Annotated in this window: 22 protein-coding genes; all 22 read left to right on the top strand. The window is 25.5% G+C overall.

All coding sequences use genetic code 11. The annotated features are described in order from the left end of the window. Positions 1–7 precede the first annotated feature (7 nt). The 22 genes from EIH23_RS00655 to smc all read left to right on the top strand — a co-directional run bounded on the left by EIH23_RS00655 (position 8) and on the right by smc (position 23,596). Positions 8–829: a purine-nucleoside phosphorylase gene (locus tag EIH23_RS00655; RefSeq protein WP_330566153.1), complete on the top strand. Its 822-nt coding sequence runs from the start codon at positions 8–10 to the stop codon at positions 827–829. 87 nt (positions 830–916) lie between these two features. Further along, complete coding sequence (locus EIH23_RS00650) at positions 917–2,242, top strand: pyrimidine-nucleoside phosphorylase (RefSeq protein WP_122638276.1); 1,326 nt, start codon at positions 917–919, stop codon at positions 2,240–2,242. 156 nt (positions 2,243–2,398) lie between these two features. Then, a complete protein-coding gene (gene mltG / locus EIH23_RS00645; protein WP_122638275.1) occupies positions 2,399–3,466 on the top strand; it encodes an endolytic transglycosylase MltG in 1,068 nt (355 codons plus the stop codon). Between the two features lie 93 nt (positions 3,467–3,559). Beyond that, a complete protein-coding gene (locus tag EIH23_RS00640; protein ID WP_122638274.1) occupies positions 3,560–4,207 on the top strand; it encodes an O-methyltransferase in 648 nt (215 codons plus the stop codon). A 17-nt stretch (positions 4,208–4,224) separates the two neighbouring features. Then, positions 4,225–5,235: a peptidase U32 family protein gene (locus EIH23_RS00635; RefSeq protein WP_243113286.1), complete on the top strand. Its 1,011-nt coding sequence runs from the start codon at positions 4,225–4,227 to the stop codon at positions 5,233–5,235. Next, positions 5,225–5,863, top strand: coding sequence for a uridine kinase (gene udk / locus EIH23_RS00630; RefSeq protein ID WP_122638272.1), 639 nt, complete (start codon positions 5,225–5,227; stop codon positions 5,861–5,863). Before EIH23_RS00635 ends, udk begins: the two co-directional genes overlap by 11 nt. Positions 5,864–5,921: 58 nt before the next feature. Continuing rightward, positions 5,922–7,589, top strand: a complete 1,668-nt coding sequence (locus tag EIH23_RS00625) for a peptidoglycan D,D-transpeptidase FtsI family protein (protein ID WP_122638271.1) — start codon at positions 5,922–5,924, stop codon at positions 7,587–7,589. Between the two features lie 79 nt (positions 7,590–7,668). Then, a complete protein-coding gene (sigK, locus tag EIH23_RS00620) occupies positions 7,669–8,316 on the top strand; it encodes an RNA polymerase sporulation sigma factor SigK (protein WP_122638270.1) in 648 nt (215 codons plus the stop codon). Positions 8,317–8,498: 182 nt separating this feature from the next. Next, positions 8,499–10,889 carry a PAS domain-containing sensor histidine kinase gene (locus EIH23_RS00615; RefSeq protein ID WP_164488937.1) on the top strand — a complete coding sequence of 797 codons (2,391 nt, stop codon included), beginning with the start codon at positions 8,499–8,501 and terminating at the stop codon, positions 10,887–10,889. Positions 10,890–10,921: 32 nt separating this feature from the next. Further along, positions 10,922–11,407, top strand: a complete 486-nt coding sequence (locus EIH23_RS00610; RefSeq protein WP_122638268.1) for a hypothetical protein — start codon at positions 10,922–10,924, stop codon at positions 11,405–11,407. 38 nt (positions 11,408–11,445) lie between these two features. Next, positions 11,446–13,380 carry a PAS domain-containing sensor histidine kinase gene (locus EIH23_RS00605; protein WP_122638267.1) on the top strand — a complete coding sequence of 645 codons (1,935 nt, stop codon included), beginning with the start codon at positions 11,446–11,448 and terminating at the stop codon, positions 13,378–13,380. 66 nt (positions 13,381–13,446) lie between these two features. After that, on the top strand, positions 13,447–14,295 hold the full coding sequence (gene aroE / locus EIH23_RS00600) for a shikimate dehydrogenase (protein WP_243113285.1): 849 nt from the start codon (positions 13,447–13,449) through the stop codon (positions 14,293–14,295). A 97-nt stretch (positions 14,296–14,392) separates the two neighbouring features. After that, entirely contained in the window at positions 14,393–14,692 is a 300-nt protein-coding gene (locus EIH23_RS00595) for a hypothetical protein (protein ID WP_122638265.1), read from the top strand. After that, a complete protein-coding gene (locus EIH23_RS00590; RefSeq protein WP_122638264.1) occupies positions 14,676–15,209 on the top strand; it encodes a hypothetical protein in 534 nt (177 codons plus the stop codon). The genes EIH23_RS00595 and EIH23_RS00590 overlap by 17 nt, the downstream gene beginning before the upstream one ends. A 195-nt stretch (positions 15,210–15,404) precedes the next feature. Further along, positions 15,405–15,653, top strand: a complete 249-nt coding sequence (locus tag EIH23_RS00585; RefSeq protein ID WP_147515552.1) for a hypothetical protein — start codon at positions 15,405–15,407, stop codon at positions 15,651–15,653. Next, the gene (locus tag EIH23_RS00580; RefSeq protein WP_122638262.1) at positions 15,643–16,194 is read left to right on the top strand and encodes a type II secretion system protein; all 552 of its coding nucleotides are present in this window, start codon (positions 15,643–15,645) and stop codon (positions 16,192–16,194) included. The genes EIH23_RS00585 and EIH23_RS00580 overlap by 11 nt, the downstream gene beginning before the upstream one ends. Beyond that, entirely contained in the window at positions 16,195–16,701 is a 507-nt protein-coding gene (locus EIH23_RS00575) for a shikimate kinase (RefSeq protein WP_122638261.1), read from the top strand. It abuts the gene before it with no gap. 258 nt (positions 16,702–16,959) lie between these two features. Next, positions 16,960–17,517, top strand: a complete 558-nt coding sequence (efp, locus tag EIH23_RS00570) for an elongation factor P (protein ID WP_122638260.1) — start codon at positions 16,960–16,962, stop codon at positions 17,515–17,517. Between the two features lie 85 nt (positions 17,518–17,602). Then, a complete protein-coding gene (locus EIH23_RS00565; RefSeq protein ID WP_122638259.1) occupies positions 17,603–18,052 on the top strand; it encodes a CD1247 N-terminal domain-containing protein in 450 nt (149 codons plus the stop codon). A gap of 151 nt (positions 18,053–18,203) precedes the next feature. After that, positions 18,204–18,905: a ribonuclease III gene (gene rnc, locus EIH23_RS00560; protein WP_122638258.1), complete on the top strand. Its 702-nt coding sequence runs from the start codon at positions 18,204–18,206 to the stop codon at positions 18,903–18,905. A 42-nt stretch (positions 18,906–18,947) separates the two neighbouring features. Then, positions 18,948–20,018 (top strand): elongator complex protein 3, encoded by a 1,071-nt coding sequence (locus tag EIH23_RS00555; protein ID WP_122638257.1) that lies wholly within the window; start codon positions 18,948–18,950, stop codon positions 20,016–20,018. A gap of 23 nt (positions 20,019–20,041) precedes the next feature. Beyond that, on the top strand, positions 20,042–23,596 hold the full coding sequence (smc, locus tag EIH23_RS00550) for a chromosome segregation protein SMC (protein WP_122638256.1): 3,555 nt from the start codon (positions 20,042–20,044) through the stop codon (positions 23,594–23,596). The last annotated feature ends 22 nt before the right edge of the window (positions 23,597–23,618 follow it).

Here is a 23,618-nt window from a genome sequence, read left to right as displayed (position 1 = left end):
CATACAAATGAAAAACATGTTTGATAAGGTACAAGAAAGTGCTAACTTTATAAAAGAAAAAACTAGCATAAATCCACAAATAGGATTAATTTTAGGATCTGGATTAGGAATACTAGCAGATAAAATAGAAAATCCTGTAAAAATTAACTATAATGAAATACCAAACTTCCCAGTTTCTACAGTAGAAGGACATGCTGGTTGTTTAGTTTTAGGAACGCTTGAAGGAAAGCAAGTAGTTGCTATGCAAGGTAGATTCCACTATTATGAAGGATACTCTCAAAGAGAAATAACTTTCCCAGTAAGAGTTATGAAAGCTTTAGGAGTGGAAACACTTGTAGTAACTAATGCTGCTGGTGGGGCTAATAAAGACTTTAAACCAGGAGATTTAATGATAATAAAAGATCATATAAACTTAAGTGGTAGCAATCCATTAGTTGGACCAAATGATGAAAGATTTGGACCAAGGTTCCCTGATATGTCAACAGCATATCAACCAAAAAATGTAGAATTAGTAAAGGAATGTGCTAAAGAATTAAATATGGAAGTTCAAGAAGGTGTTTATGCATTCTTCAGTGGGCCAACTTATGAAACACCTGCAGAGGTAAGAATGGCTCAAATTTTAGGTGCAGATGCAGTAGGTATGTCTACAGCTCCAGAAGTTATAGTAGCATCACATTCGGGAATGGAAGTTGTTGGTATATCTTGTATAACTAATATGGCAGCAGGTATACTTGATCAACCTCTTGATCATGAAGAAGTTATAGAAACTACTCAAAAAGTAAAATCAGAATTTTTAAGTTTAGTTAAAAAAGTTGTTAATAAAATATAATAGAAACTATAAAGCTCTAATATTAGTTTAAATACTAATATTAGAGCTTATAGTTATTAATAGACCATAGAATTTTAGGAGAGTAATATGAGAATTTACGATATAATAAGGAAAAAAAGAGATAATCATGAACTTACTAAAGAAGAGATAGAGTTTTTTGTTGACAAATATTCAAAAGGCGAAATACCAGATTACCAAGCATCTGCTTTATTAATGGCTATTTACTTAAATAAAATGAACAAAGATGAAACTGTTTATCTTACAGAAGCTATGATGAATTCTGGAGATGTAATAGATTTATCAGAAATAGAAGGTATAAAAGTTGATAAGCATAGTACTGGAGGAGTTGGAGATAAAACTACAATTGCTTTAGCGCCATTAGTAGCAGCATGTGGTGCTCCAGTAGCCAAGATGTCAGGAAGAGGACTAGGGCATACAGGAGGGACTTTAGATAAGCTAGAATCAATACCTGGATTCTCAATAGAAATGGAAGCTAAAAAATTCATAGATTCTGTAAATAAACATAAAATAGCTGTATGTGGACAAACTGCAACTATAGCAGTAGCTGATAAAAAGATGTATGCTCTTAGAGATGTTACTGCAACAGTAGATAACATATCTCTTATAGCTGCAAGTATAATGTGTAAAAAATTAGCATCAGGAGCTAATGCAATACTTTTAGATGTTAAAACTGGTGATGGAGCATTCATGAAGACTTTAGATGACTCATTTGATCTAGCTAAAGCAATGGTTGATATAGGTAATGGAATGAATAGAGAAACTATAGGTATGATAACTGACATGGATGAACCATTAGGATTTGCAGTAGGTAATTCATTAGAAGTAATAGAAGCTATAGAAACATTAAAAGGGAATGGACCTAAAGATTTTGTTAATTTATGTGAAACTCTAGGTGCATATATGCTAGTTTTAGCTAAGACGGTGGATACATTTGAAGAAGGTATAGAAAAAATAAGAGAAGCAATAAGCTCAGGTGCAGCACTTGAAAAATTAAAAGTATTTATAGAAAATCAAGGTGGAGATAAAAATGTTGTAGATGACTATTCATTATTCCCACAAGCAAGTATAAAGGTTGAAATTAAATCTCCAACAAATGGATATATAAGTAAGATAGAAGCAGAAGAAGTTGGAGTATCAGCAATGATTTTAGGTGCAGGTAGAGAAACTAAAGAAGATATTCTTGATTTATCAGCAGGTATAATACTTAAAAAGAAGGTAGGAGACTATGTAAATAAAGGTGATATACTTGCTACTATGTATTTAAATAAAGAAGAAAAGTTAGAATCAGCTAAAGAAAGATTTATAAATGCATATACAATAGTAGATGAAAAAGTAGAGCCTAAAAAATTAGTTTATGGTGTAGTAACAAAAGATGGAATAAAAAAATTCTAGATAATTGATTATAAGAAGCCTAACGTGTAAAAAATAACGTTAGGCTCTTATTATTATATAAACCTAAAATATATTTCTTCGACAAATTTATTGAAAATTTTCATGCTTAGATTTATAATATAAAGGATATAAATATATATGAGGAGTAGATTACCCATGAATTTAAAAGATAATAGACTAAAAATAGTAGGGATAACTTCTATTATATTGGTAATTATTATAGGGGCTTTTGTAATTTATGAAATTGGACCTTATAATAAAAGTAATAAGAAAAATATAGTCGTTGATATACCAACTGGTTCAACATTGAGTGATATATCAGATATATTATATGAAAATAAATTAATTAAAAATAAAGTATTATTTAAAGTTGTTGTTAAGTTGAGTAATGATGCCCAGTCTATAAAAGCTGGTAAGTACTTAGTAAATCAAACATATTCTAATAAAGACATATTAGAACTTTTAGTTTCTGGAAAAATTTATAATGATGGCATAAAAATAACTATACCGGAAGGATCTACATCTAAAGAAATAGTTGACATTCTTATAAATAAAAATATTGGAGAAGAGTCTAAGTATGAGGATTTAATAAATAATCCTTCAAAATTCTATAGTGAATATAACTTCTTAAAAGAAGATGATATAAAATCATTAGAAGGTTTTTTATATCCAGATACCTATTATTTTAAAGAAGAAGATAGTGAAGAAAAAGTAATATCAACTATGCTTTCAAGATTTAATAAAGAATACACACAAAAGTTAGTAAAAAGACAAAAAGAACTAAATATGACTTTACAAGAGGTTATAAATATTGCATCTATAATTGAAAAAGAAGCTGTATTAGATGAAGATAGACCATTGATAGCAAGTGTATTTTATAATCGATTAAAAATAGACATGCCTCTTCAATCAGATGCAACTATACAGTATATATTTGATGAAAGAAAAAAGATTGTAACTTATGCAGATTTGAAGATAGATTCTCCATATAATACTTATATAAATAGAGGATTACCACCTACACCAATTTCAAGCCCAGGTATTAAGTCAATAAAAGCTGCCTTATATCCTGAAAAAACAGATTATCTATACTTTGTTGCAAAAATAGATGGTGGAAATAACTATAGTACAAATTATGAAGATCATCTAAAGTATGTTCAAGAATATAAAGATGCAAGAGATAAACTACAAAAAGAAGATGATAAAAATACAAGTACAAATTAACGTAACCAATTAGTTTTGATTTAATGCAAAGTTTATGGATTATGCCTTATATATTAAGGCCTAATCCTATTAATTTATAAGGAGTGAATTTAATTGAGTAATATAGTAAACGATTTAGTAGAAGAATATATAAGAACTACTTTGAAGGATAAAGAAGGTCTATTAAGAGAATTAGAAATTTATGCAGCTGAACATAATGTACCAATTGTACATAAAGAAGTTTCGGACTTATTAAAAGTATTATTAAAAGTAAATAAGCCAAATAGAATATTAGAAGTTGGATGTGCAATAGGATATTCTTCTATACTTTTTGCAACAACAGTTGGACAAGACGTAAAAATAACTACTGTTGAAAGAAATGAAGCTATGATAGAAAAGGCTAAAGAAAATATTAAAAGGGCTGGATTTGAAAATAATATAACTATATTAGAAGGGGATGCAGAAGAATTATTGGCAAATGTAGAAGGTGAATTTGATATGATATTCTTGGATGCAGCAAAAGGTCAATATAAGTTATTTTATGATATGATTATAGATAAATTAAAGGTTGGAGGACTTTTAATATCTGATAATATATTATACAAAGGAATGGTCGCACATGATGACTTTGTAGTTAAAAGAAAAAAGACTATAGTAAAGAGAATGAGAAATTATCTTGATTATATATGTAATTGCGATTACTTAAGTACATCTTTAATACCAATTGGAGATGGTGTAGCGCTTAGTTATAAAGAAAAATAGAAAGGTGAACAAATATTATGATAAATAAAGTTGAATTACAAGCCCCCGCAAGGGATTTAGAAACATTAAAAATAGCATTAGAAGCCGGTGCAGATTCTGTATATATTGGAGGAGAATCTTTTGGAATGAAAACATCATCAAAAGATTTTACAAAAGAGGATATAATAGAAGGTGTAAATTTTGCTCATGAGAGAGGTAAAAAAGTATATGTAACTATAAACTTACTTCCTCATAATCAAGATTTTATAGGATTAGAGAAATACTTATTAGAACTAGAAGAAGCTAATGTAGATGCATTAATAATTTCTGAGCCTGGAGTCTTAGAAACTATAAATAAAGTAACGCCAAATATGAAGTTATATTTAGGAACTCTAGCAAATGTAAACAATTATGCAACAGCAAATTTCTGGTATGACTTTGGGATAAGACGAATAGCGGTATCTAGAGAGTTATCTCTTAAAGAAATACAAGGAATAAAAGCAAATATACCATTTGATATGGAAGTTGAAGCATTTGTACATGGTGGAATGTGTATGTCATATTCTGGAAGAAAATTATTAACAAGTTATATATCTACAAGAGATATAAATCTTTATTCAGAAGATAAGAAATATAACTTAGTAGAAGAAAAGAGACCTGGAGAATATTGTCCTGTTTATGAAGATGAAAATGGAACATTTTTCTTTAGCTCAAGAGACTTATGTATGATAGAATTTATACCAGAGCTTATAAAATCAGGATTAAGTAGCTTTAGTATAGAAGGTAGAAAAAAAGATGCTGATTATATAGAAAATGTAGTTAAAGCATATAGAAAAGTAATAGATTCATTCTATGAAGATCCTGAAAATTATAAATTTGATGAATCGATAATGAATGAAATAAGAAAAGGTAATAAAAGAGAATATACGACAGGATTCTATCTAGATGAAACTAAAATTTATGATGAAGAGTATTTTAAAAGTATAAAAAATAATTTAGACATAGATTATGTATCACATGTTAAGGAGAGAAATAAAAATGAAAACTAATAAGAGACCACTTATAATTGGAATAACAGGAGGAACAGGATCTGGAAAAAGTACAGTATGTAAATCTATAATAGAAAATATACCAGAAGAAAATATATCTGTTTTAGAACAAGATGCTTACTACAAAGATCAAAGTCATCTAAGTTTTGAAGATAGATTAAAAACTAACTATGATCATCCGCTTTCTTTTGATAATAAACTTCTTATACAACATATAGAAGAATTATGTGAAGGTAAGAGTATAGAGAAGCCGGTGTATGATTATGAAGTTCATACAAGAAAATTAGATGAAACTATAACGATAGCTCCAAAAGATATAATTATAGTAGAAGGTATAATGATATTAGAAGATGAAGCATTAAGAGATAAATTAGATATAAAAATATACGTTGATACAGAAGATGACATAAGAATACTTAGAAGAATTCAAAGAGATATAAAAGAGAGAGGTAGAACTGTAGACTCAGTTATAGAACAATATTTAACTACAGTTAAACCAGCGCATGATCAGTTTATAGAGCCATATAAAAAATATGCGGATATAATAATGCCAGAAGGTGGTCATAATCAAGTTGCTATAGATATAGTAATATCAAAAATAAGAAGTGAATTAAATTTAACATACTAAAATAAGTATTAACCCCTTAGAATTTGTCAAAAATGATAAATATCTAAGGGGTGATTTTATGTCAAGAATAAAAGGTCCATTATCTATAAAAAGTAGAAGTCGCATAAAGAGTGTATTCTTAATTAGTTTGATAATATATGGCTTTTTAATTTATAGGATCTCATATATATCAATATTTAAAGGTGAAGAATACTCTAATAGAGTAGAGCGCCAAAGTACTGAAAAAGTAAGTTTAAATAGTGGAAGAGGTATAATTTATGATAGAAATAATGTTAAACTTACTGATACAGAAAAAGAAACAGTTTTGCTAATTCCTAATAAAATTTTAAGTGGGGATCATGATAATATAAACTTAATAAAAGAAGCAACTAATCTTAGTGATGAAGATATATACAAAGCTGTTCAAGATCAACTATTGTCTAACATAATAGAGATTGAAGTAGATAAAATTAATAAAGATAAAACTGAAGATCTTGAACAACTTGGAATAATAATAGAAGAAAAAACTATAAGATACTCTGATAAAAATCTTTTAACTCACACAATTGGATATTTAAAAAAATCTGATCAAAGTGCCCAAAGTGGTATAGAAAAAAATTTAGATGATATTTTAAAAGATAATAATGAAGAATATGTTTCTGTATTTAAAGCAGCTGATTCTGGGAAGAGTCAAGGCTTGGATATTTTAGATGGAAGTATAAAAACTGTAAAAGATAATGATACAGATAAACATATAAAACTTACAATCGATTCTAAAATACAAAAAATAGTAGAAGATGTAGTTGATAAAGAATCTAATCCAACAGCAGTTGTTATATCGGATATTGAAACAGGAGAGATACTATCTATATGCTCAAGACCTAATTATAATCAAAATAATATAGCTAATTATATTAATAGTACAAATAGGGAATTGGAGAATAGAGCTATATCAGTAACGTATCCACCAGGTTCGGTATTTAAATTAGTTGTATTATACGCTGCTTTATCAAATGGGATTATAGATGATAGTTATACGTATAATTGTACAGGTAAAACTACTATAGGTGATACTGAAGAAATACTGCACTGTCATAAAGCTGATGGTCATGGAATAGAATCATTAGAAGATGCATTTGCAAATTCTTGTAATCCGGCATTTTTAGATATAGCTATGAAAGTTGGTAAAGAAAAAATAATAGAGGCAGTGAAAACACTTCATTTAGATGAATCTGTAGGAATTGGATTAGAAGAGGAAGTATCATCTAATATACCTGATGAAATTTCTATACGAAATTTGGCTATAGGTCAAGCTGATATAGAATTTACACCTATACAAATAAATCAACTAACACAAATAATTGCTAATAATGGTACTTATAAACCCTTATATATGTATGATAGTATAATTAATAATGATAAAAATATTATAAAAAAATTCCAAAATTCTAAGAGTGAAGAAATTATATCACCATATATAATGACAAAAATAAAAGAAATTATGAAATCTGTTTCAAAAGATGGAACAGCTAAAGAGCTTAATGACCTAGATGGTAGATGTGGAGTTAAAACAGGAACAGCTCAAAGTAGTCTTAATGGTGTTTCTATAACACATGGATGGATTACAGGATTTTATCCAAGTGATAATGCTAAGTATGCAATAACTGTCTTAGTAGAAGGAACAGAGAATGAAAGTAAATCAGCAATACCTATATTTAAAGAGATTTGTAATAAAATAAATAAGTAATATTTTAAAGAATAGTAAACTTACTCATCCTTGAAACATATAATTTAAAATGATATATGGTTAAAAAGGGGGGAGGCAGTTGACTATTCTCAAATCATTTGAAAAACCATTAACCCCTGAAGAAGAAGTATACTATTTAACTAGGTTTAAGCTAGAAAATGACGAGTCAGCTAAGGAAGTATTAATTGAAAGGAACATGAGATTAGTAGCTCATATAGCTAAGAAATATAACAACTCTACAGAAGATCAAGATGATCTTATTTCTATAGGAACAATAGGACTGATAAAAGCTATAGAAACATATAATGTAGAAAAAGGCACTAGATTAGCAACATATGCATCTAAATGTATTGAAAATGAAATTCTTATGAATATTAGAACTAATAAGAAGAATAAGTTTCAAGTATCACTTCAAGATCCAATTGGAATGGATAAAGAAGGTAATGAAATTAGTTTAATTGATGTTCTTGGAACAGATATCGATTATGTTGTAGATCAAGTTGAACTAAAGGTTGAAATAAGTAAACTTTATGAAAATCTAGAAAAAATTTTAACTGATCGAGAAAAAGAAATAATCAAGTTAAGATATGGTTTAACGACATCGGGTTATAAGACGCAAAGAGAAATTGCTCAGAAACTTGAAATATCTAGGTCTTATGTTTCTAGAATAGAAAAAAGAGCATTAAAAAAACTTAGAAAAGAACTTAAAACAGAAAAAAGCCTTTAATAAGGCTTTTTTTTGCTTTAAATCAAGAATTGACAAATTATTTGAAATCATTGTGCTAATATTACATATATATTTATAAATATTGAGTTTTAAAAAATATATAACAATATTTATTTTTTTTTACTTATTATATGAAATAAAACTAAAAAATAATACTTAAATTTTATAAGGTGGGAATGAGGATGAACTTATATGAATATAGAGAGGTACTAAGTTTATTAAATACTATAATATTAATTTCTATTGCCACTCTATCTATAGGAAGATGTTTTTTGAATAAAAGTATAATATTTATGATAGTATCTTTAATTTACTGTGTAGAAGTATGTGTAAATATCTATATAGGCATGCAGTCTATAAATAAAAGTAAATTGTACATAATTGCTGCTATTTTTATAATAAAAATATTGATGATTATATTATTTTATAAGAAGATAAATTTTAAATTATACTTAAATTTTATTATAGCTATAGGATATTTATTTTCTATAATATCATTAAGTGCTAGTTATGAATTAAGTTTAATAATCAGTATTATATCAAATTTATTATTAATACATTTAGGAGTAATAAACAATATAAAAAAACTAAGGATAAGTGTAAGCAAAAATAAACATAAACTAAAGCTTAATAAAAAATACATATCGAAGTCAATCAAGGAAATAGAATCAGAATCTAATCTAAAACAGGATCTCAACGAAAAAGTAATGACATTAAACTGTAAAATAGAAAGTACAATTGAAGCTTTGAATATACCTATATTTGTATTGAATAGTGAATTAGACTATATATATGGAAATAAAGAATTTGAAAAGTTTTTAAAAGAAGAAGATATTAAACTAAAAAAAGAAAATGTATTAATAAGCTTTAAAGAAAAGTTAATTAATTTCGATGATATGTTAAACAATATAAATTTTGCTAATCATGAGATTAATAATATAGTAAAACTTAAAACCTACGATAACAAAATTTTTAAATTTACTTGTAATTTAGACATTATAAATGATAGAGAATTAAAAATATGCTTATTAGAAGATATAACCAAAGATATAAATATAAAAAATGAATTAAAAGAAAGTGAAACGAAATATAGGAAGCTCATGGATATAATTAATGATGGTGTAATAATTCATAGTATAGACACTATTAATTATTTAAATGATAAGGCATTAGAATTATTTAATATAAATAAAAATATGGATAAAGTGCTTCTAATAGATGATATAAAAAATAATATAATTAAAAAACATAGAAAAGAATTTTTACAAAATATAAACTTAGTAAAGTGTGGGAAAGAAGAAAAATCAGTTTGCAAAATAGAAACTGAGTATGGAAAAATTATTGAGTTTATAACAACACATATAACTTTAAATAATACAAATATGATGTTAAGTATAGCTGTAGATATTACAGGATTAGAAGAAGTTAAAAATCAATTAGAAGAAAGTGAAAAAACATATAAATTGCTTTTGCAAGCTCTTCCAGAAGGTATAGTAATAATAGATAAAAAGACCAAACTACACATATATAGAAATAGGTCTATGATAAAAATATTAAAGTCAGTAGGAGCAGACAAGTTTAATGAAATTATAAAAGAATATATTGATAATGGCGACTATGGAAAGTTTAAGAGATTTCGTCTAGACAATGATGAAAATGCAGATATTTCTATAGCTATAACTGATTCTAAAGAAGATAATAATCTTGTTTGTGTTGCGAGTATGCTTGATGATGAATATAGAGCAGAGCAAATGAAGGAAAAATTAAATGAAATGAAAGATAAGTATAAATTTAAAACAGAATTCTTATACACAATGTGTAATAATTTAAAAAAACCTATTAATACAATATTCGAAGTTAATAAGATTTTGCAAAATAATGAATCAAGAAAAGAATTTAAATATATAGACAATTACTCTAGAGTTGTTAGACAAAATTCTTATAGATTAAAAAGGTTACTAAATAATATAGATGAAATAAGTAAGATTGAAAATGGAACCTTAGATATGAATTATAGTAGATGTGATATAGTTAAATTTATAGAGAATATAGTTAGGCTATCTAGAGAATACGCAAAGTATAAAAATCTAGAAATATTATTTATAACTAATATAAAGAAAAAAATAATATTAATAGATAAAAGTAAAATAGAAAAAATTATTTTAAATTTATTATCTAATTCAATAAAATTTACAAACAGTAATGGAAAAATAATGGTATCAGTTAATACCGATAAGGATAATATAATTATTTCTGTAGAAGATACTGGAGTTGGAATACCAAGTGAAAAAATCGATACTATATTTGAGAACTTTGAACAAGTTGATACAACTCTATCTAGAGGTGCTGAGGGAACTGGTGTAGGATTGGCATTAGTTAAGCAGTTAGTAAAAGCGCACAATGCTAAGATAAATGTATATAGTAAGGTAGGTTGTGGTAGTAAATTCGAAGTCATATTAGATAACAATAAAGTTATTGAGTTAAATGAAGATAAAGGCAAAATAGATAAAAGTACAGATATAGAAAATATTGATATAGAATTTTCGGATATATACTTTGATTTGGGTTCGTGATGATTATTAATTAAACTAGAAGGGGAAATAGGATGTGTAGATATTTAGATATAATTAATGTATCAATTTTTCTTACATGTTTATACATATTGAGCAGTAATTTAGTGAAAGGTCAATATAAAAATATAATTTTTCAGTCAGTTATGCTTTTAAGTACAGTTTTATTAAAGTTGTATAATATTTTAAATGAAATTTCATTTTATAGAAGCGTTAGTAACTTAATAGTACTGACATTTTTAGTAAATTTAGAACTTTATAAAATACATAATAAGTCGAAGGACATTGTATTAGCTCTAAATTATTCATTGATATTGATATCATTATTTTTACCATACTATATAAATGATAATTTATATAGTATGGTTATAAATATTTACGTCTTAATAACTAACTTGTATTTATTTTCTATTTATATATTTAATGAAAAATTTCATATAAAATACATGCTTCATTTTATGTATATTATAGGTATATTTTTAGAATTAATTTTAAAAGAAAATATGTTAATAGAAATATAAATTCAATACTAGTGTTAGCTTGTAGTATTTATATTTTAATGTATATTTTTAAAGTATATGTAAAATTATATTACGATAAAAGCGTAGATATTATTAGTAAGTTAAATAGATCAAACATAAATATTAAAATTCATGATGAAAAATTAAATATTAAGAAGTCTACTAATAAAAATACAAGTGAAATGATAGTAAAAAAAGAAAATATATTAAATTTAATGTTAAAAGGCTCTCAAAAAACTATGTTTTTAATAGATAATGAAGGTTATATAACTAACGAAGATAGTAGTTTTTATGATATATGGAATGAATATATTAATTACGAGTATAACATTAGTTTAGAACTTTTTTGTAAAAATAGTTTTGCTCATGATGATAAACTTATATATAATATTGAAAAATCTAGAAGTAGCTATAGAGAAATTGAAACTGAAATTAAAGATAAGAATGGTAGGACTTTTACTTGTAGATCTATACCAGTTAAACTAAATAACAATTCAACGGGTGTTATTTGTATAATGACAGATGTAACTTCTAGAAAACAAATAGATATGAAAATAAAAGACAATGATACTAAGTATAAAAAGATAGTAGATAATATGCCTTACTCTGTTCTTATAGCTAATAAAGATGAGATTATATATAATAATAATAAAAGCGAATATATTGATTTTAATCAAGAAGATATAAAAAATATAATATTAGGTCAATGCTCAAGTGAAGAATTATACTATACGTATAGCGATGGTATAGATACTTATTTAAATATAGATAAAGTAAATTATATTGAAGGTGAGGAGTACAGAACACTATTTGTAATTAGAGATATAACTAGCTATAAAAATTTATTAAAAAAATTGGAGAGAAGTAAAAAGAAATATGAATCATTAGTAAATATAATTCCAGAAGGAATATATGTTTTAGATTTTGATAGTAAAATGCTTAAGTATGCAAATAAAGCATTTTTCAATATGATAGGAAGCAAAGAGATAACAAATGTAGATATAGATAGCATAAACAAAAATATGATTATGACTTCAGGAAGTATAAATGGTAATGTTAAATATAAAAGAGATACTCTAAATGATCAACATGGAAACGAAATTAATATAGAATGTGGTGGAATGCTTTTAGATATAAATAAAAAAATAAAAATGATTGGTATAGTTAGAGATATTACAGAACAAATAAAAGCAGAGTTAATAGAAAGGGAAATCGAAGAAAAAGAAAAGTTAAACAAATCTAAAAATGAATTTTTTATAAATATGTCTCATGAGTTAAAGACTCCACTAAACTTAATACATTCAAGTAATCAGCTAATTGAGGTTGTTTATAAAAATGAGTTGAAAGAGAATAACAATATTGAAGTCTTAAATACAATAGAGATTGTAAAAAAACATGTAAACATACTTATGGGATTAATAGATAATATGATAGAACTTGCTAAATTGCAGTCTAATTTTCATGAATTTAAAAAAGACTATTATAATATAGTTGATATATCAGAAGATATTGTAGATGAGTTTAGTGAATTTATAGATAAGGAAGATGTAAATATAGTTTTTGATACAGATGAAGAAGAAAAAATAGTAAACATAGATATAGATGATATTGAAAAAGTTATATTAATATTATTATCTATTGTTATTAAATATTCTATGAAAAAAAGTAACGTTGTATTTGAACTAGGTACTAAAAAAGATTTTATAACTATCATGATTAAAAATAGTGATAAATATGATTATGATAAGTATATTAAAAATAGTGAAAATAAAATTGTTGAAATGAGTATTACATTAGCTAGACTAATTATAGAATTTTATGGAGGTAACCTTAATATAAAAGTAGGTCCTCGTAATATGGAAATAGTTATTGATATAAAAAGAGTTCACGAAGACAAAGCCTATAAAACACGAGATAATTATAAACAAGATGGATTTGCATATTTAGAATATAAGAAAATGTGCAGTTTTTAAAATATTAACGTATTGTATAATTTAGTGATAAATTGATAATAAATGATAGATAGGAGATATAATGAAATGAATTCAAAAACTAAAACTTTTTGCTTACTAGGCCATCCAGTAGAACAAAGTTTTTCACCGAATATACATAATTATTTATTTGATAAATACAAAATAAATAATGTATATGTATGCTATGATGTAATTCCTAGTGAAATAGAAAATGCTATTAAAGGAATTAAAGCATTAAATATACTTGGATGTAATATAACTATACCTCATAAAGTTGAAGTTATAAAGTACTTAGATGAGATAGAAATAAATGCTAAATTAATAGGGGCGGTAAATACAATAAAAAATGAAGGTGGTAGACTAAAGGGATATAATACTGATGGAAAAGGATTTGTAAAATCAATTTTAGATAAGGGCTATGATCTAAAAAATAAAAAAATAATGATAATTGGAGCTGGAGGTGCTTGTAGGAGTATTGCTGTGGAATTAGCATCAAATGATGTAGAATCTATAGAAATAAGAAATCGTAGTAAAGAAAAGGCATTAGAAATTATAAATATAATAAATAATAATTTTAATACAAAAGCGACTCTATCAAATGATACTATAATGGAAGATAACTTAGAACATATTGATATATTGATAAATACAACACCTATTGGAATGGGCAATGATGAATGCCCTATAAATCAAGATATTGTAGTTAATAAAAAAATGTTAGTTTGTGATATAGTCTATAAGCCACATGAAACAACATTTATTAAATGGGCATTGAAAAATAAGCTAAATGTTGTTTATGGAATAGACATGCTAATAAATCAAGGCCTAGAAGCATTTAATATATGGACAGATATAAACACAACAATAGAAGATAAAAATCAAATAAATGAAATTTACTTAGATAGTATAAAGTAAAATATTATTATAAAGGATTTGATTTAATATTAATAAAAAAATAATAAATGAAAATAAAGGGTTTGCACTGATAGAATGTATAATAAGTCTATTAGTTATGATGTTAATAGTAAACCTTATAGCGATATCTTTGCAAAATAGTTATAAGTTTGCTGAGAGTAATAAAAATACCATAGAAATGGTTAATATAGCGGAAAGTTATATTAATGATAAAAAGGAAATAATAAAAAGTGCTAAAGAAATTAATAAGTTACAAGAACAAAATCAAATTGGAAAATATAAAATAGAGTCTACTATTAAAAAAGATGAAAATATTTATAGATGCTATAAGCTTAATGTTAAAGTAACTTATCAAGATAAAAACTTAGAGGTAAGTACATATGTTACAAAAAAATAATGGATCTGTTTTAATAATAACATTAATTATATTTTCATTAGTGAGTACAATTTGTTTCATGTGCACTAGCTTAGTATATAGTAATATTAAAATTTCAAGTTTAGAGATTAAAAACTTAAAACTTAAAGAAGACTCACTTAGTGCTATAGAAGTAATTTACTCAAATATGTTAGAAGAAGTTGAAAATGCTATAGATAGTACCGAGAATTCAGATGAATTTATAAATTATTTTAAATATGATAACTGCAGATCATTTATATTAAAGTCAAAAGATATTTCTAAGAGTGATTTAGATAAAGTTTTGGTTGAATTAACTAATAAGACCCCATTTGGAGAAATTAATAAATTGGAATTTGATTTAAAAACAATAGCTACTCGAGGTTCATATAAGAAAGATATATTAGTTAAAATAAGGATAGATAATCCTTGGACTAAAGTTAATCTAATTCAAGATGAAGAAAAAGAAGATTTAAATGTGTATGATTTAATAACTATATATAATTATGAGGAATTATAAAATTATGAAAAGAGAAGGCGTATAACTTTAATAGAATTAGTTATAACTATTAGTGTAATTATTTTAATTTGTAGCATATGTATACCAAAATTTAATTTATATAACTATGAAATTAACTCATTTGCAAAACAATTATGTAGTGATATAAGATATGTTAAACATAATAATATGCTAGGAAATTTAGATAGTTTTGTTTTGATGTATAAAGACGGTTCAAATAGTGGGTACATATTAGTCGATAATGGAATTCAAGTAAAAGAAATTTATGTACCCAAAGATGTAAATATTAGTTGGCCAAATAGAAAAATTTATTTTAGAAGAGATGGAACTCCAAATCCTACTGGAGGTACTATAAAAGTATTTGATGGTGATGTATCTAAAGAGATAACTATAGTTCCGGTTAGTGGAAGAGTCCTTTTAAAGGAAGGACAATATGAAAAATAAAAAAGGATACTTATTGATAGAAAGTATAGTAGCATTATCAATAGTAGCAACGATAATATTAGTATTAACTTCATTATTAATAGTTTGTATTGATGCTAAAACTAAAATAGAAGATAAAGTAGAACTTCAGCAGCAAGGACTAGAAATTAGCAAACATATAAAATCAACAATAGAAAAATCAAAAGGTATAATAGGTATTGAACTTGATAATTTAGAAGAAGTTTATGAAGATAGTATGCATTATAATAGTGTAAAATCAATAAAGTGTAAGTACAAAGATAATAACGGAATTATTAATACATCAGTTAAAAATAAAGAAATTAGTTTTAAAAAAAATACAAATAAAATATTTATAAATACTCTTAATTTAGCGAGTCAAAGTGAACCTGGAGGGTATGAAATTGGTGATTATGTAGAATGTATATATGTAGGAGATATAGATGATAAGTCTATAAATATAAAATTAAAATTAAACAAAAATAATGAAGTATACGAAACTAAATTTAAAGTACATATAAGAAATTATGAAGGGGGATTATAATTGAAACTTATACTAATAGGACTTATGGGATCAGGAAAAACAACTATAGGAAAAGAGTTATCTATAAAATTAGGATATAAGTTTATTGATATGGATGATGAAATAGAAAAAAGTGAAGGAATGACTATAGTAGAAATTTTTGAAAAATATGGAGAAAAAAAATTTAGAGATTTAGAAACAGATTTGCTAAAAAAAATAATTTTACAAGATGATGTAATTATTTCAACTGGAGGAGGAATAATTAAGGAAAAAATAAACCGTGAGTTGTTAAAAGAACAAGAAAATGTAATTTTTTTAGATGGGAATATAACTACATTAATAAATCACTTATCCTTTGAATGTGAAAAACGACCTTTACTTAAAAATACAGATGATTTATATAAAAAAATAGAAGAACTTTTAAAAGAAAGATATGAAAAATATAAAGAATCTTCTAGAATAAAAATAGATATAAATAATAAAAATATAAATGAAGTAGTTAGTCAAATACTTGTTTATACCAGATAATATATGATATTATTATATAGTGATATAATGGTAATCAAAAGTTATTCGACTAGTATAAAATTTATATAATATAACTTGACAAGATTACAATAGAATATATAATTGAAAAAGGTAAGGTGATTAAATTATAAGCAAAGGCTTTAATATAGACATTTAGCTAAATTAAAAAATAATTTTTGTTTATAATAATAGATAAGTAAATCTAAGCGTCACCAAAATATATTCATACAATAAATTTATTATTATGGAGGAACCCAAATGGTATCAGCAAGTGATTTTAGAAAAGGTGTTACTTTCGAAAAAGATGGACAACCTTGTTTAATAGTTGACTTCCAACACGTTAAACCAGGAAAAGGTGCAGCTTTCGTAAGAACTAAGTACAGAAACTTAAAAACAGGAGCAATAAGAGAAGAGGCTTTCAACCCAAGTGATAAATTCCCTAAGGCTCATATAGAAACAAGACAAATGCAATACTTATACAATGATGGTGAATTATACTACTTCATGGATGAAGAAACATATGATCAAATACCATTAAACTATGTACAAGTAGAAGATGCTATAAAATTCTTAAAAGAAAATGAAGTAGCTACAATAAGATTCTACCAAGGTCAAGCTTTCCAAGTTGAAGCTCCAAACTTTGCAGAGTTAGAAGTTGTAGAAACTGAGCCAGGAATAAAAGGAGATACTGCAAGTAATGTAACTAAAGCAGCTACAGTTGAAACAGGTGCAGTTGTACAAGTTCCTTTATTCATAAATCAAGGAGATAAAATCAAGATAGATACAAGAACTGGAGAATATTTATCAAGAGTTTAATCTTTTTATGTATATAAAAGCTTATATATCTCAATAATAGAGATATATGAGCTTTTAATGTATATAAAGAAAGGAAGGGGTATCCATGAAATATTTATATGAAGAAGTTGCATACCTAAAAGGTCTTGCAGAAGGATTAGAAATAAGCAAAGAAACAAAAGAAGGAAAAATCATACATAAAATAGTAGAGGTATTAGAGAGCTTTGCTGATGCTATAGTTGATTTAGAAGAAGAACAAGCAGATCTTATAGAGTATGTAGAATCAATAGATGAAGATTTAGCTGATATGGAAGATGATATATACGAAGATGAAGATGTTGAAGAAGAAAATGATGAAGACTTTAGCTATGTTGAAATGGAGTGTCCTAACTGTGGAGACTTAGTAGATATAGATGAAGATTTATTATATAATGATGAAATAGATATAATTTGTCCAAATTGTCAGTCTATAATATTATCTTCTGATGATGAAGATGATAGTTATATTGAGAATGAGGAACCATGTGATTGTGGATGTAATCACCATGAAGAATAATTAGTGAACTGAATATAAACTAAATTAATTACCTATGAAGCTTATATAGTTTCATAGGTTTTTGCGTATTATAAAGAAAATTTTAGTTTTGCAATAGTTTAAAAAAAATAGTACACTATAATCTAGAGATAATATACTCGGAGGTCGTATTATGAGAATAAGTAAAAGAATTTTAGATAATATATGTAAATTTGAAGAAAATATAGATTATAAATTTAAAAATAAGGAATATATACTAGAGGCCCTTACTCATAGTTCATATTCTAATGAAAATAAAAAATATAACTTTAATGAAAGGCTTGAATTTTTAGGAGACTCTGTACTAAGTATAGTAATTAGTGACTATTTATTTAAGAATGAACAGGATTTACCTGAAGGAGAACTTACAAAATTAAGAGCGAGTATAGTTTGTGAAGAGTCTTTAAGTGAAGTTGCAAATAACATACGATTAGGTGAATTTATGTTACTTGGTAAAGGCGAAGAAGCAACTGGAGGTAGAGAAAGAATATCAATACTTGCAGATGCATTTGAGGCTGTTATAGCATCAATTTATTTAGATGGATCTATTGAAGATGCTAAAAAGTTCATATTAAATCATATGGAAAAGATTATTTCTGATGCTAGAAGAGGGAAAATATTTAGAGATTATAAAACTCATTTACAAGAAGTATTACAAGGTAAAGGGGAAAGTAATATTTGGTACAAGTTGGTTGATGAAAAAGGACCAGATCACAATAAGAGGTTTATTATGGAAGTTGGTATTAATCAAGATGTATTAGGTGTGGGAGAAGGTAAGAGCAAAAAAGAAGCAGAACAATTTGCTGCAAGAGTAGCCTTAGATAAAATTTTATAGAATTATAATAAAATTGACATAATAGTGCAAAGGATGATGATGATGAAAAAAAGAATAATACCTATATTTGTACCACATAGAGGTTGTCCTCATGATTGTATATTCTGTAATCAAAAAAAGATAACAGGAGTAAGTACTGATGTTACAAGTGAAGAGGTTAGAAATATTATTGAAGAATACTTGCCTACTATAGATAAAGATGCAAGTGTGGAAGTTGCATTTTTTGGAGGCAGTTTTACTGCAATAGATGAATATATACAAAATGATTTATTGTCAGTAGCAAAAGAATATGTAGAAAAAGGATTAATACAAGATATTAGAATGTCAACAAGACCGGATTGTATAAGTGAAGATATTTTAAATAGATTAAAAACATACAAGGTAAGTATAATTGAACTTGGTGTTCAATCAATGGATAAGAATGTATTAATAGATAGTGTTAGAGGTCATGATACAGAATCTGTAATAAATAGCGCAAAACTAATAAAGAAAAGCGGAATTAAGTTAGGATTACAAATGATGGTTGGACTTCCATCGGATAACGAAGAAAAGTGCTTAAGTACGGCTAAGAAATTTATAGAACTTGAGCCAGATTGTGTGAGAATATATCCGACATTAGTTGTTAAAGATACAGGTCTTGAAATACTATTAAATAAAGGTGAGTATACACCATTTAGTTTAGAACAATGTATTAAAATAGTAAAAAAGCTTTTAACTTTATATTATGTAAATAATATAAATGTTATAAGAGTAGGTCTTCAGGCTACAGAGGATATACAAATTGGTAAAGCAGTAGTAGATGGACCACATCATCCAGCATTTAGAGAATTAGCAGAATCTGAGATGATAAAAGATTATTTAACTTATATAGCTAAAGAGAATAAGGTTGAAAAAAATATAATAGTAAAAACCAATAAGAAAAATATTTCTAAAATAGTAGGAAATAAAAAGTCTAACTTTAATTATATGAAAAATGAATTAAATATTAATTTAAAAACAAAAGAAGACGATATTGATATAAATAATTTAGAAATAATATTAGATGATCATAAGTCTATAAAGATAAACATGAATGACATATACAGTAGTTTATATGATATTTATAACCTTTAGTTTTATTGAAGGGAGAGATCGGTTTGTACTTAAAAAGATTAGAATTAAAGGGATTTAAATCCTTCCCTACAAAAACTGATATAGTTTTTAAAGAAGGTGTGACAGCAATAGTTGGTCCCAATGGAAGTGGAAAAAGTAATATCTCAGATGCTGTAAGATGGGTATTAGGAGAGCAAAGTGTAAAAAGTCTTAGAGGTGAAAAATTAGAAGACGTTATCTTTGCAGGGACAGACACTAAAAAGCCTATGAACTACTGTGAAGTTGCACTTACTATAGATAATAGTGACAATCAGTTAGATTTAGAGTTTAGTGAAGTAACAATAAAAAGAAGAGCATATAGAAATGGAGAAAGTGAGTTCTTTTTAAATAATAAATCTTGTAGATTAAAAGATATAAAAGAAATACTATTAGATACAGGTATAGGTAAGGACGGTTATTCTATTATAGAACAAGGTAAGGTAGATGAAATACTTAGTAATAATCCTGTAAATAGAAGAAAAGTATTTGATGAAGCTTGTGGTATATCTAAATACAGATACAAAAAGCAAGAAGCAGAAAGAAATTTAAAAAGTACTAAAGAAAACTTAGAAAGAATAGATGATATATATATAGAAATTGAAAATCAACTAAAGCCGCTATTTAATCAACAATTAAAGGCAAAAAAATATATAGATCTTAAAGAAAAGTTAAAAACAATAGAAGTAAATAGTTTTATAAAAGAAATTGAAGACTTAGAACAAGAGTTAAAAGAAGTAAATAAGCATAATGAATTACTTGAATCTCAATCTTGTGAGATAGAAAAAGAAAAGTTAAATATTGAAAATAACTTTAATCAAACTAATAAAGATATAGAAGAAATGGATGAATCTATAAACAAATCTATAGATTATATAAATTCTATTAAATCAGTAATATCTCAAAAAGACTATGAAATAAATCTTATAAATGAGAGAATTAAAAATTTTAGTAGTGAAATTGAAAGAAAAAATAAAGAAGCAAGTGATGTAAAAGAAAAGTTAAGTGATGATAAGTTATCATTGCAAAACTTACAATCGCAAAAATTAGAAAAAGAGAATCAAATAAGTAAATTAGAAGAATCTATAAAGATTATTGAACTAAAAAATACTAATAAAAAAGTAAGTATAGAATCTTTAAATAATAAAATAGAGAATTTAAAAGATGATATAATAAACTTATTAAGTAAAAAGCAAGATGCAAGTAATAAGCTTTCAACTTTAAATGCTAATAAAGAAAATATTAATTCTAGAAGTGAAACTATAGATAGTGATATAAATGAATTAAGTGAAAAATTAAATGATAAAAAATCTGAATTAGATAAATTAACATTAAAACTTAACTTAGAAAACAAAAAAAATGATGACTTAAAAGAAGAAATACAAAGTTTAAATTTAAAGTTAAAAGATCTAGTTGAGAAAAATAATAATTTTGAACGTAAGATACAAAATAATATGTATAGTTTAAATGACTATAAATCTAAACTTAATATATATATAGATATGGAAAATCACTATGAAGGATTTAATAGAGGTGTTAAAGAAGTTTTAAAGAATAAAAGTTTACAAGGTATATATGGAGCATTAGGGCAAGTAGTAAGTGTTGATGAAAAATATGAAAAAGCTATAGAGGCAGCACTTGGTGCATATATGCAAAATATAATTACCAAAGATGAACATAGTGCTAAATTTGCTATAAACTATTTAAAAAGTAATAATCTAGGTAGAGTTACTTTTTTACCTATGAATATAATAAGATCTAATAAGATTGATACAAGAAATATAAGATCTAGTACTAATTATATAGGTGTTGCTAGTGATTTAATTTCATATGATGAAAAATATAAAAATATACTAGAAAATATATTAGGTAGAACTATAATAATTGATAATATAGATAATGGAATAAAGTTTGCTAAAGAGACTAACCATAAATTTAAGATAGTAACTTTAGATGGTGAAATACTAAATCCAGGAGGCTCACTAACTGGAGGAAGCTTAAGAACTAATGGGAATATACTATCAAGAAAAAGGCTTATATCAGAGTATACTGAAAAAATAAAGTCTATGAATATAGAAACAGAAAATTTAGTAAAAACAAAAGAAGAAGTTGGAAAATCAATAATTGAAACTAGAGAAACTATTGAAATATGTAAGTTAGATTTATCAAATATAGAAAAAGATGTGATTTTATCAAAATCAAATATAAGTAGATTAAATGATGAAATAAATACACTACAAGAAAATAGTAATAAACTAGAAAGTGAAAAATCACAACTTGGATCTTACTTAAATGAAACACTAGAAAAAACTAATTTTATAAATAGAGAAATATCAGATATAGATAATAGACATAATGAAAATAAAAAACAGATAGCATTACTAAGTGAAGAATTAATTAATAATACTAATTCATATGAAGAATACAAAACTGAATTTGATGAGCTTAATTTAGATTTAGTGAAATATAAACAAATGTATCAAGGATTGATTAAAGATATAGAAAGAATAAGTAAAGAAAATAAAGAATATGAAGAAAAAGTAAAGATACTTGAATCTTCATCAAAACATCAAGAGAAACAAATTCTAGAATTAGAAGAGAATATTAAGTTAGAGCAAAATGAAAAAGAAAACTTAAATAATCAATTAAAACATAGTAATGAAAGTCTAGAAAATAAAAAGATATTAAAAGATGATTTAAAACAAAAGTTAGATGAATTTAACAAAGAATTAAAATCAGCAGATAGAAAGTTTATTGATTTAAAAGAGAGTTTATTTAAATTACAAGGAAAGTTTGAAAGATTAAAGTCATCAAAGGAAACGTATATAAATAAGCTTTATGAAAACTACGAATTAACTTTTGTACAAGCAGTAGAATTTAAAGATGAAAATGTAGTTATAGATAAAAAACTTTTAGAAAGTTTAAAAAGAGAAATTAGAAATTTAGGTAATGTAAATGTAGATTCTATAAAAGAATATGAAGAAGTAAAGGAAAGATATGATTTTTACAAAGAGCAAAAACAAGATTTAGAAGAATCTATAGAGGTCATAGAAAAACTTATAGCTGATTTAGAAGAAAATATGAAGATTGAGTTTGAAGTCAAATTTAATGAAATAAATGAACACTTTAAATTTGTATATAAGAGGCTATTTGGTGGAGGACATGGTGTACTTACTATTTTAGATAAAGATAATATATTAGAAAGTGATATAGAAATAACAGCTCAACCACCAGGAAAGAAGATGAAAAACTTAAGTTTATTATCTGGAGGAGAAAAAGCACTTACTGCAATAAGTATATTATTCTCCATATTATTAGCTAAACCAACTCCGTTTTGTATATTAGACGAGATAGAAGCACCACTTGATGATGCGAATATAGCTAGGTTTGGAGACTTTTTAAAAGAATTAGCTCAAGATACTCAATTTATAGCAGTTACTCATAGAAGAGGTACTATGGAAGCTGCAGACTATATATATGGAGTAACTATGCAGGAAAAAGCAATATCTAAAGTTATTAGTTTGAAATTAAAAGAAGCGGAAGAACTAACTGATATTATATAAATATGGTAGGTAGTTAATGCTA

Source organism: Romboutsia sp. Marseille-P6047, from assembly GCF_900604535.1.
Lineage (GTDB): Bacteria > Bacillota > Clostridia > Peptostreptococcales > Peptostreptococcaceae > Romboutsia_E.
The sequence above is the reverse complement of the archived record's forward strand: the minus strand, read 5'-3'. Positions and strand labels throughout refer to the sequence as shown.

Bases quoted from the DNA above. Each gene is read 5' to 3' on its own strand.
- EIH23_RS00625 (WP_122638271.1), top strand. From the start codon at position 5,922: ATGTCAAGAATAAAAGGTCCATTATCTATAAAAAGTAGAAGTCGCATA.
- EIH23_RS00655 (WP_330566153.1), top strand. From the start codon at position 8: ATGAAAAACATGTTTGATAAGGTACAAGAAAGTGCTAACTTTATAAAA.
- efp (WP_122638260.1), top strand. From the start codon at position 16,960: ATGGTATCAGCAAGTGATTTTAGAAAAGGTGTTACTTTCGAAAAAGAT.
- mltG (WP_122638275.1), top strand. From the start codon at position 2,399: ATGAATTTAAAAGATAATAGACTAAAAATAGTAGGGATAACTTCTATT.
- EIH23_RS00595 (WP_122638265.1), top strand. From the start codon at position 14,393: ATGATGTTAATAGTAAACCTTATAGCGATATCTTTGCAAAATAGTTAT.
- EIH23_RS00565 (WP_122638259.1), top strand. From the start codon at position 17,603: ATGAAATATTTATATGAAGAAGTTGCATACCTAAAAGGTCTTGCAGAA.
- EIH23_RS00615 (WP_164488937.1), top strand. From the start codon at position 8,499: ATGAACTTATATGAATATAGAGAGGTACTAAGTTTATTAAATACTATA.
- EIH23_RS00590 (WP_122638264.1), top strand. From the start codon at position 14,676: ATGTTACAAAAAAATAATGGATCTGTTTTAATAATAACATTAATTATA.
- EIH23_RS00635 (WP_243113286.1), top strand. From the start codon at position 4,225: ATGATAAATAAAGTTGAATTACAAGCCCCCGCAAGGGATTTAGAAACA.
- EIH23_RS00555 (WP_122638257.1), top strand. From the start codon at position 18,948: ATGAAAAAAAGAATAATACCTATATTTGTACCACATAGAGGTTGTCCT.
- EIH23_RS00610 (WP_122638268.1), top strand. From the start codon at position 10,922: ATGTGTAGATATTTAGATATAATTAATGTATCAATTTTTCTTACATGT.
- EIH23_RS00580 (WP_122638262.1), top strand. From the start codon at position 15,643: ATGAAAAATAAAAAAGGATACTTATTGATAGAAAGTATAGTAGCATTA.
- EIH23_RS00650 (WP_122638276.1), top strand. From the start codon at position 917: ATGAGAATTTACGATATAATAAGGAAAAAAAGAGATAATCATGAACTT.
- EIH23_RS00605 (WP_122638267.1), top strand. From the start codon at position 11,446: ATGTATATTTTTAAAGTATATGTAAAATTATATTACGATAAAAGCGTA.
- rnc (WP_122638258.1), top strand. From the start codon at position 18,204: ATGAGAATAAGTAAAAGAATTTTAGATAATATATGTAAATTTGAAGAA.
- aroE (WP_243113285.1), top strand. From the start codon at position 13,447: ATGAATTCAAAAACTAAAACTTTTTGCTTACTAGGCCATCCAGTAGAA.
- udk (WP_122638272.1), top strand. From the start codon at position 5,225: ATGAAAACTAATAAGAGACCACTTATAATTGGAATAACAGGAGGAACA.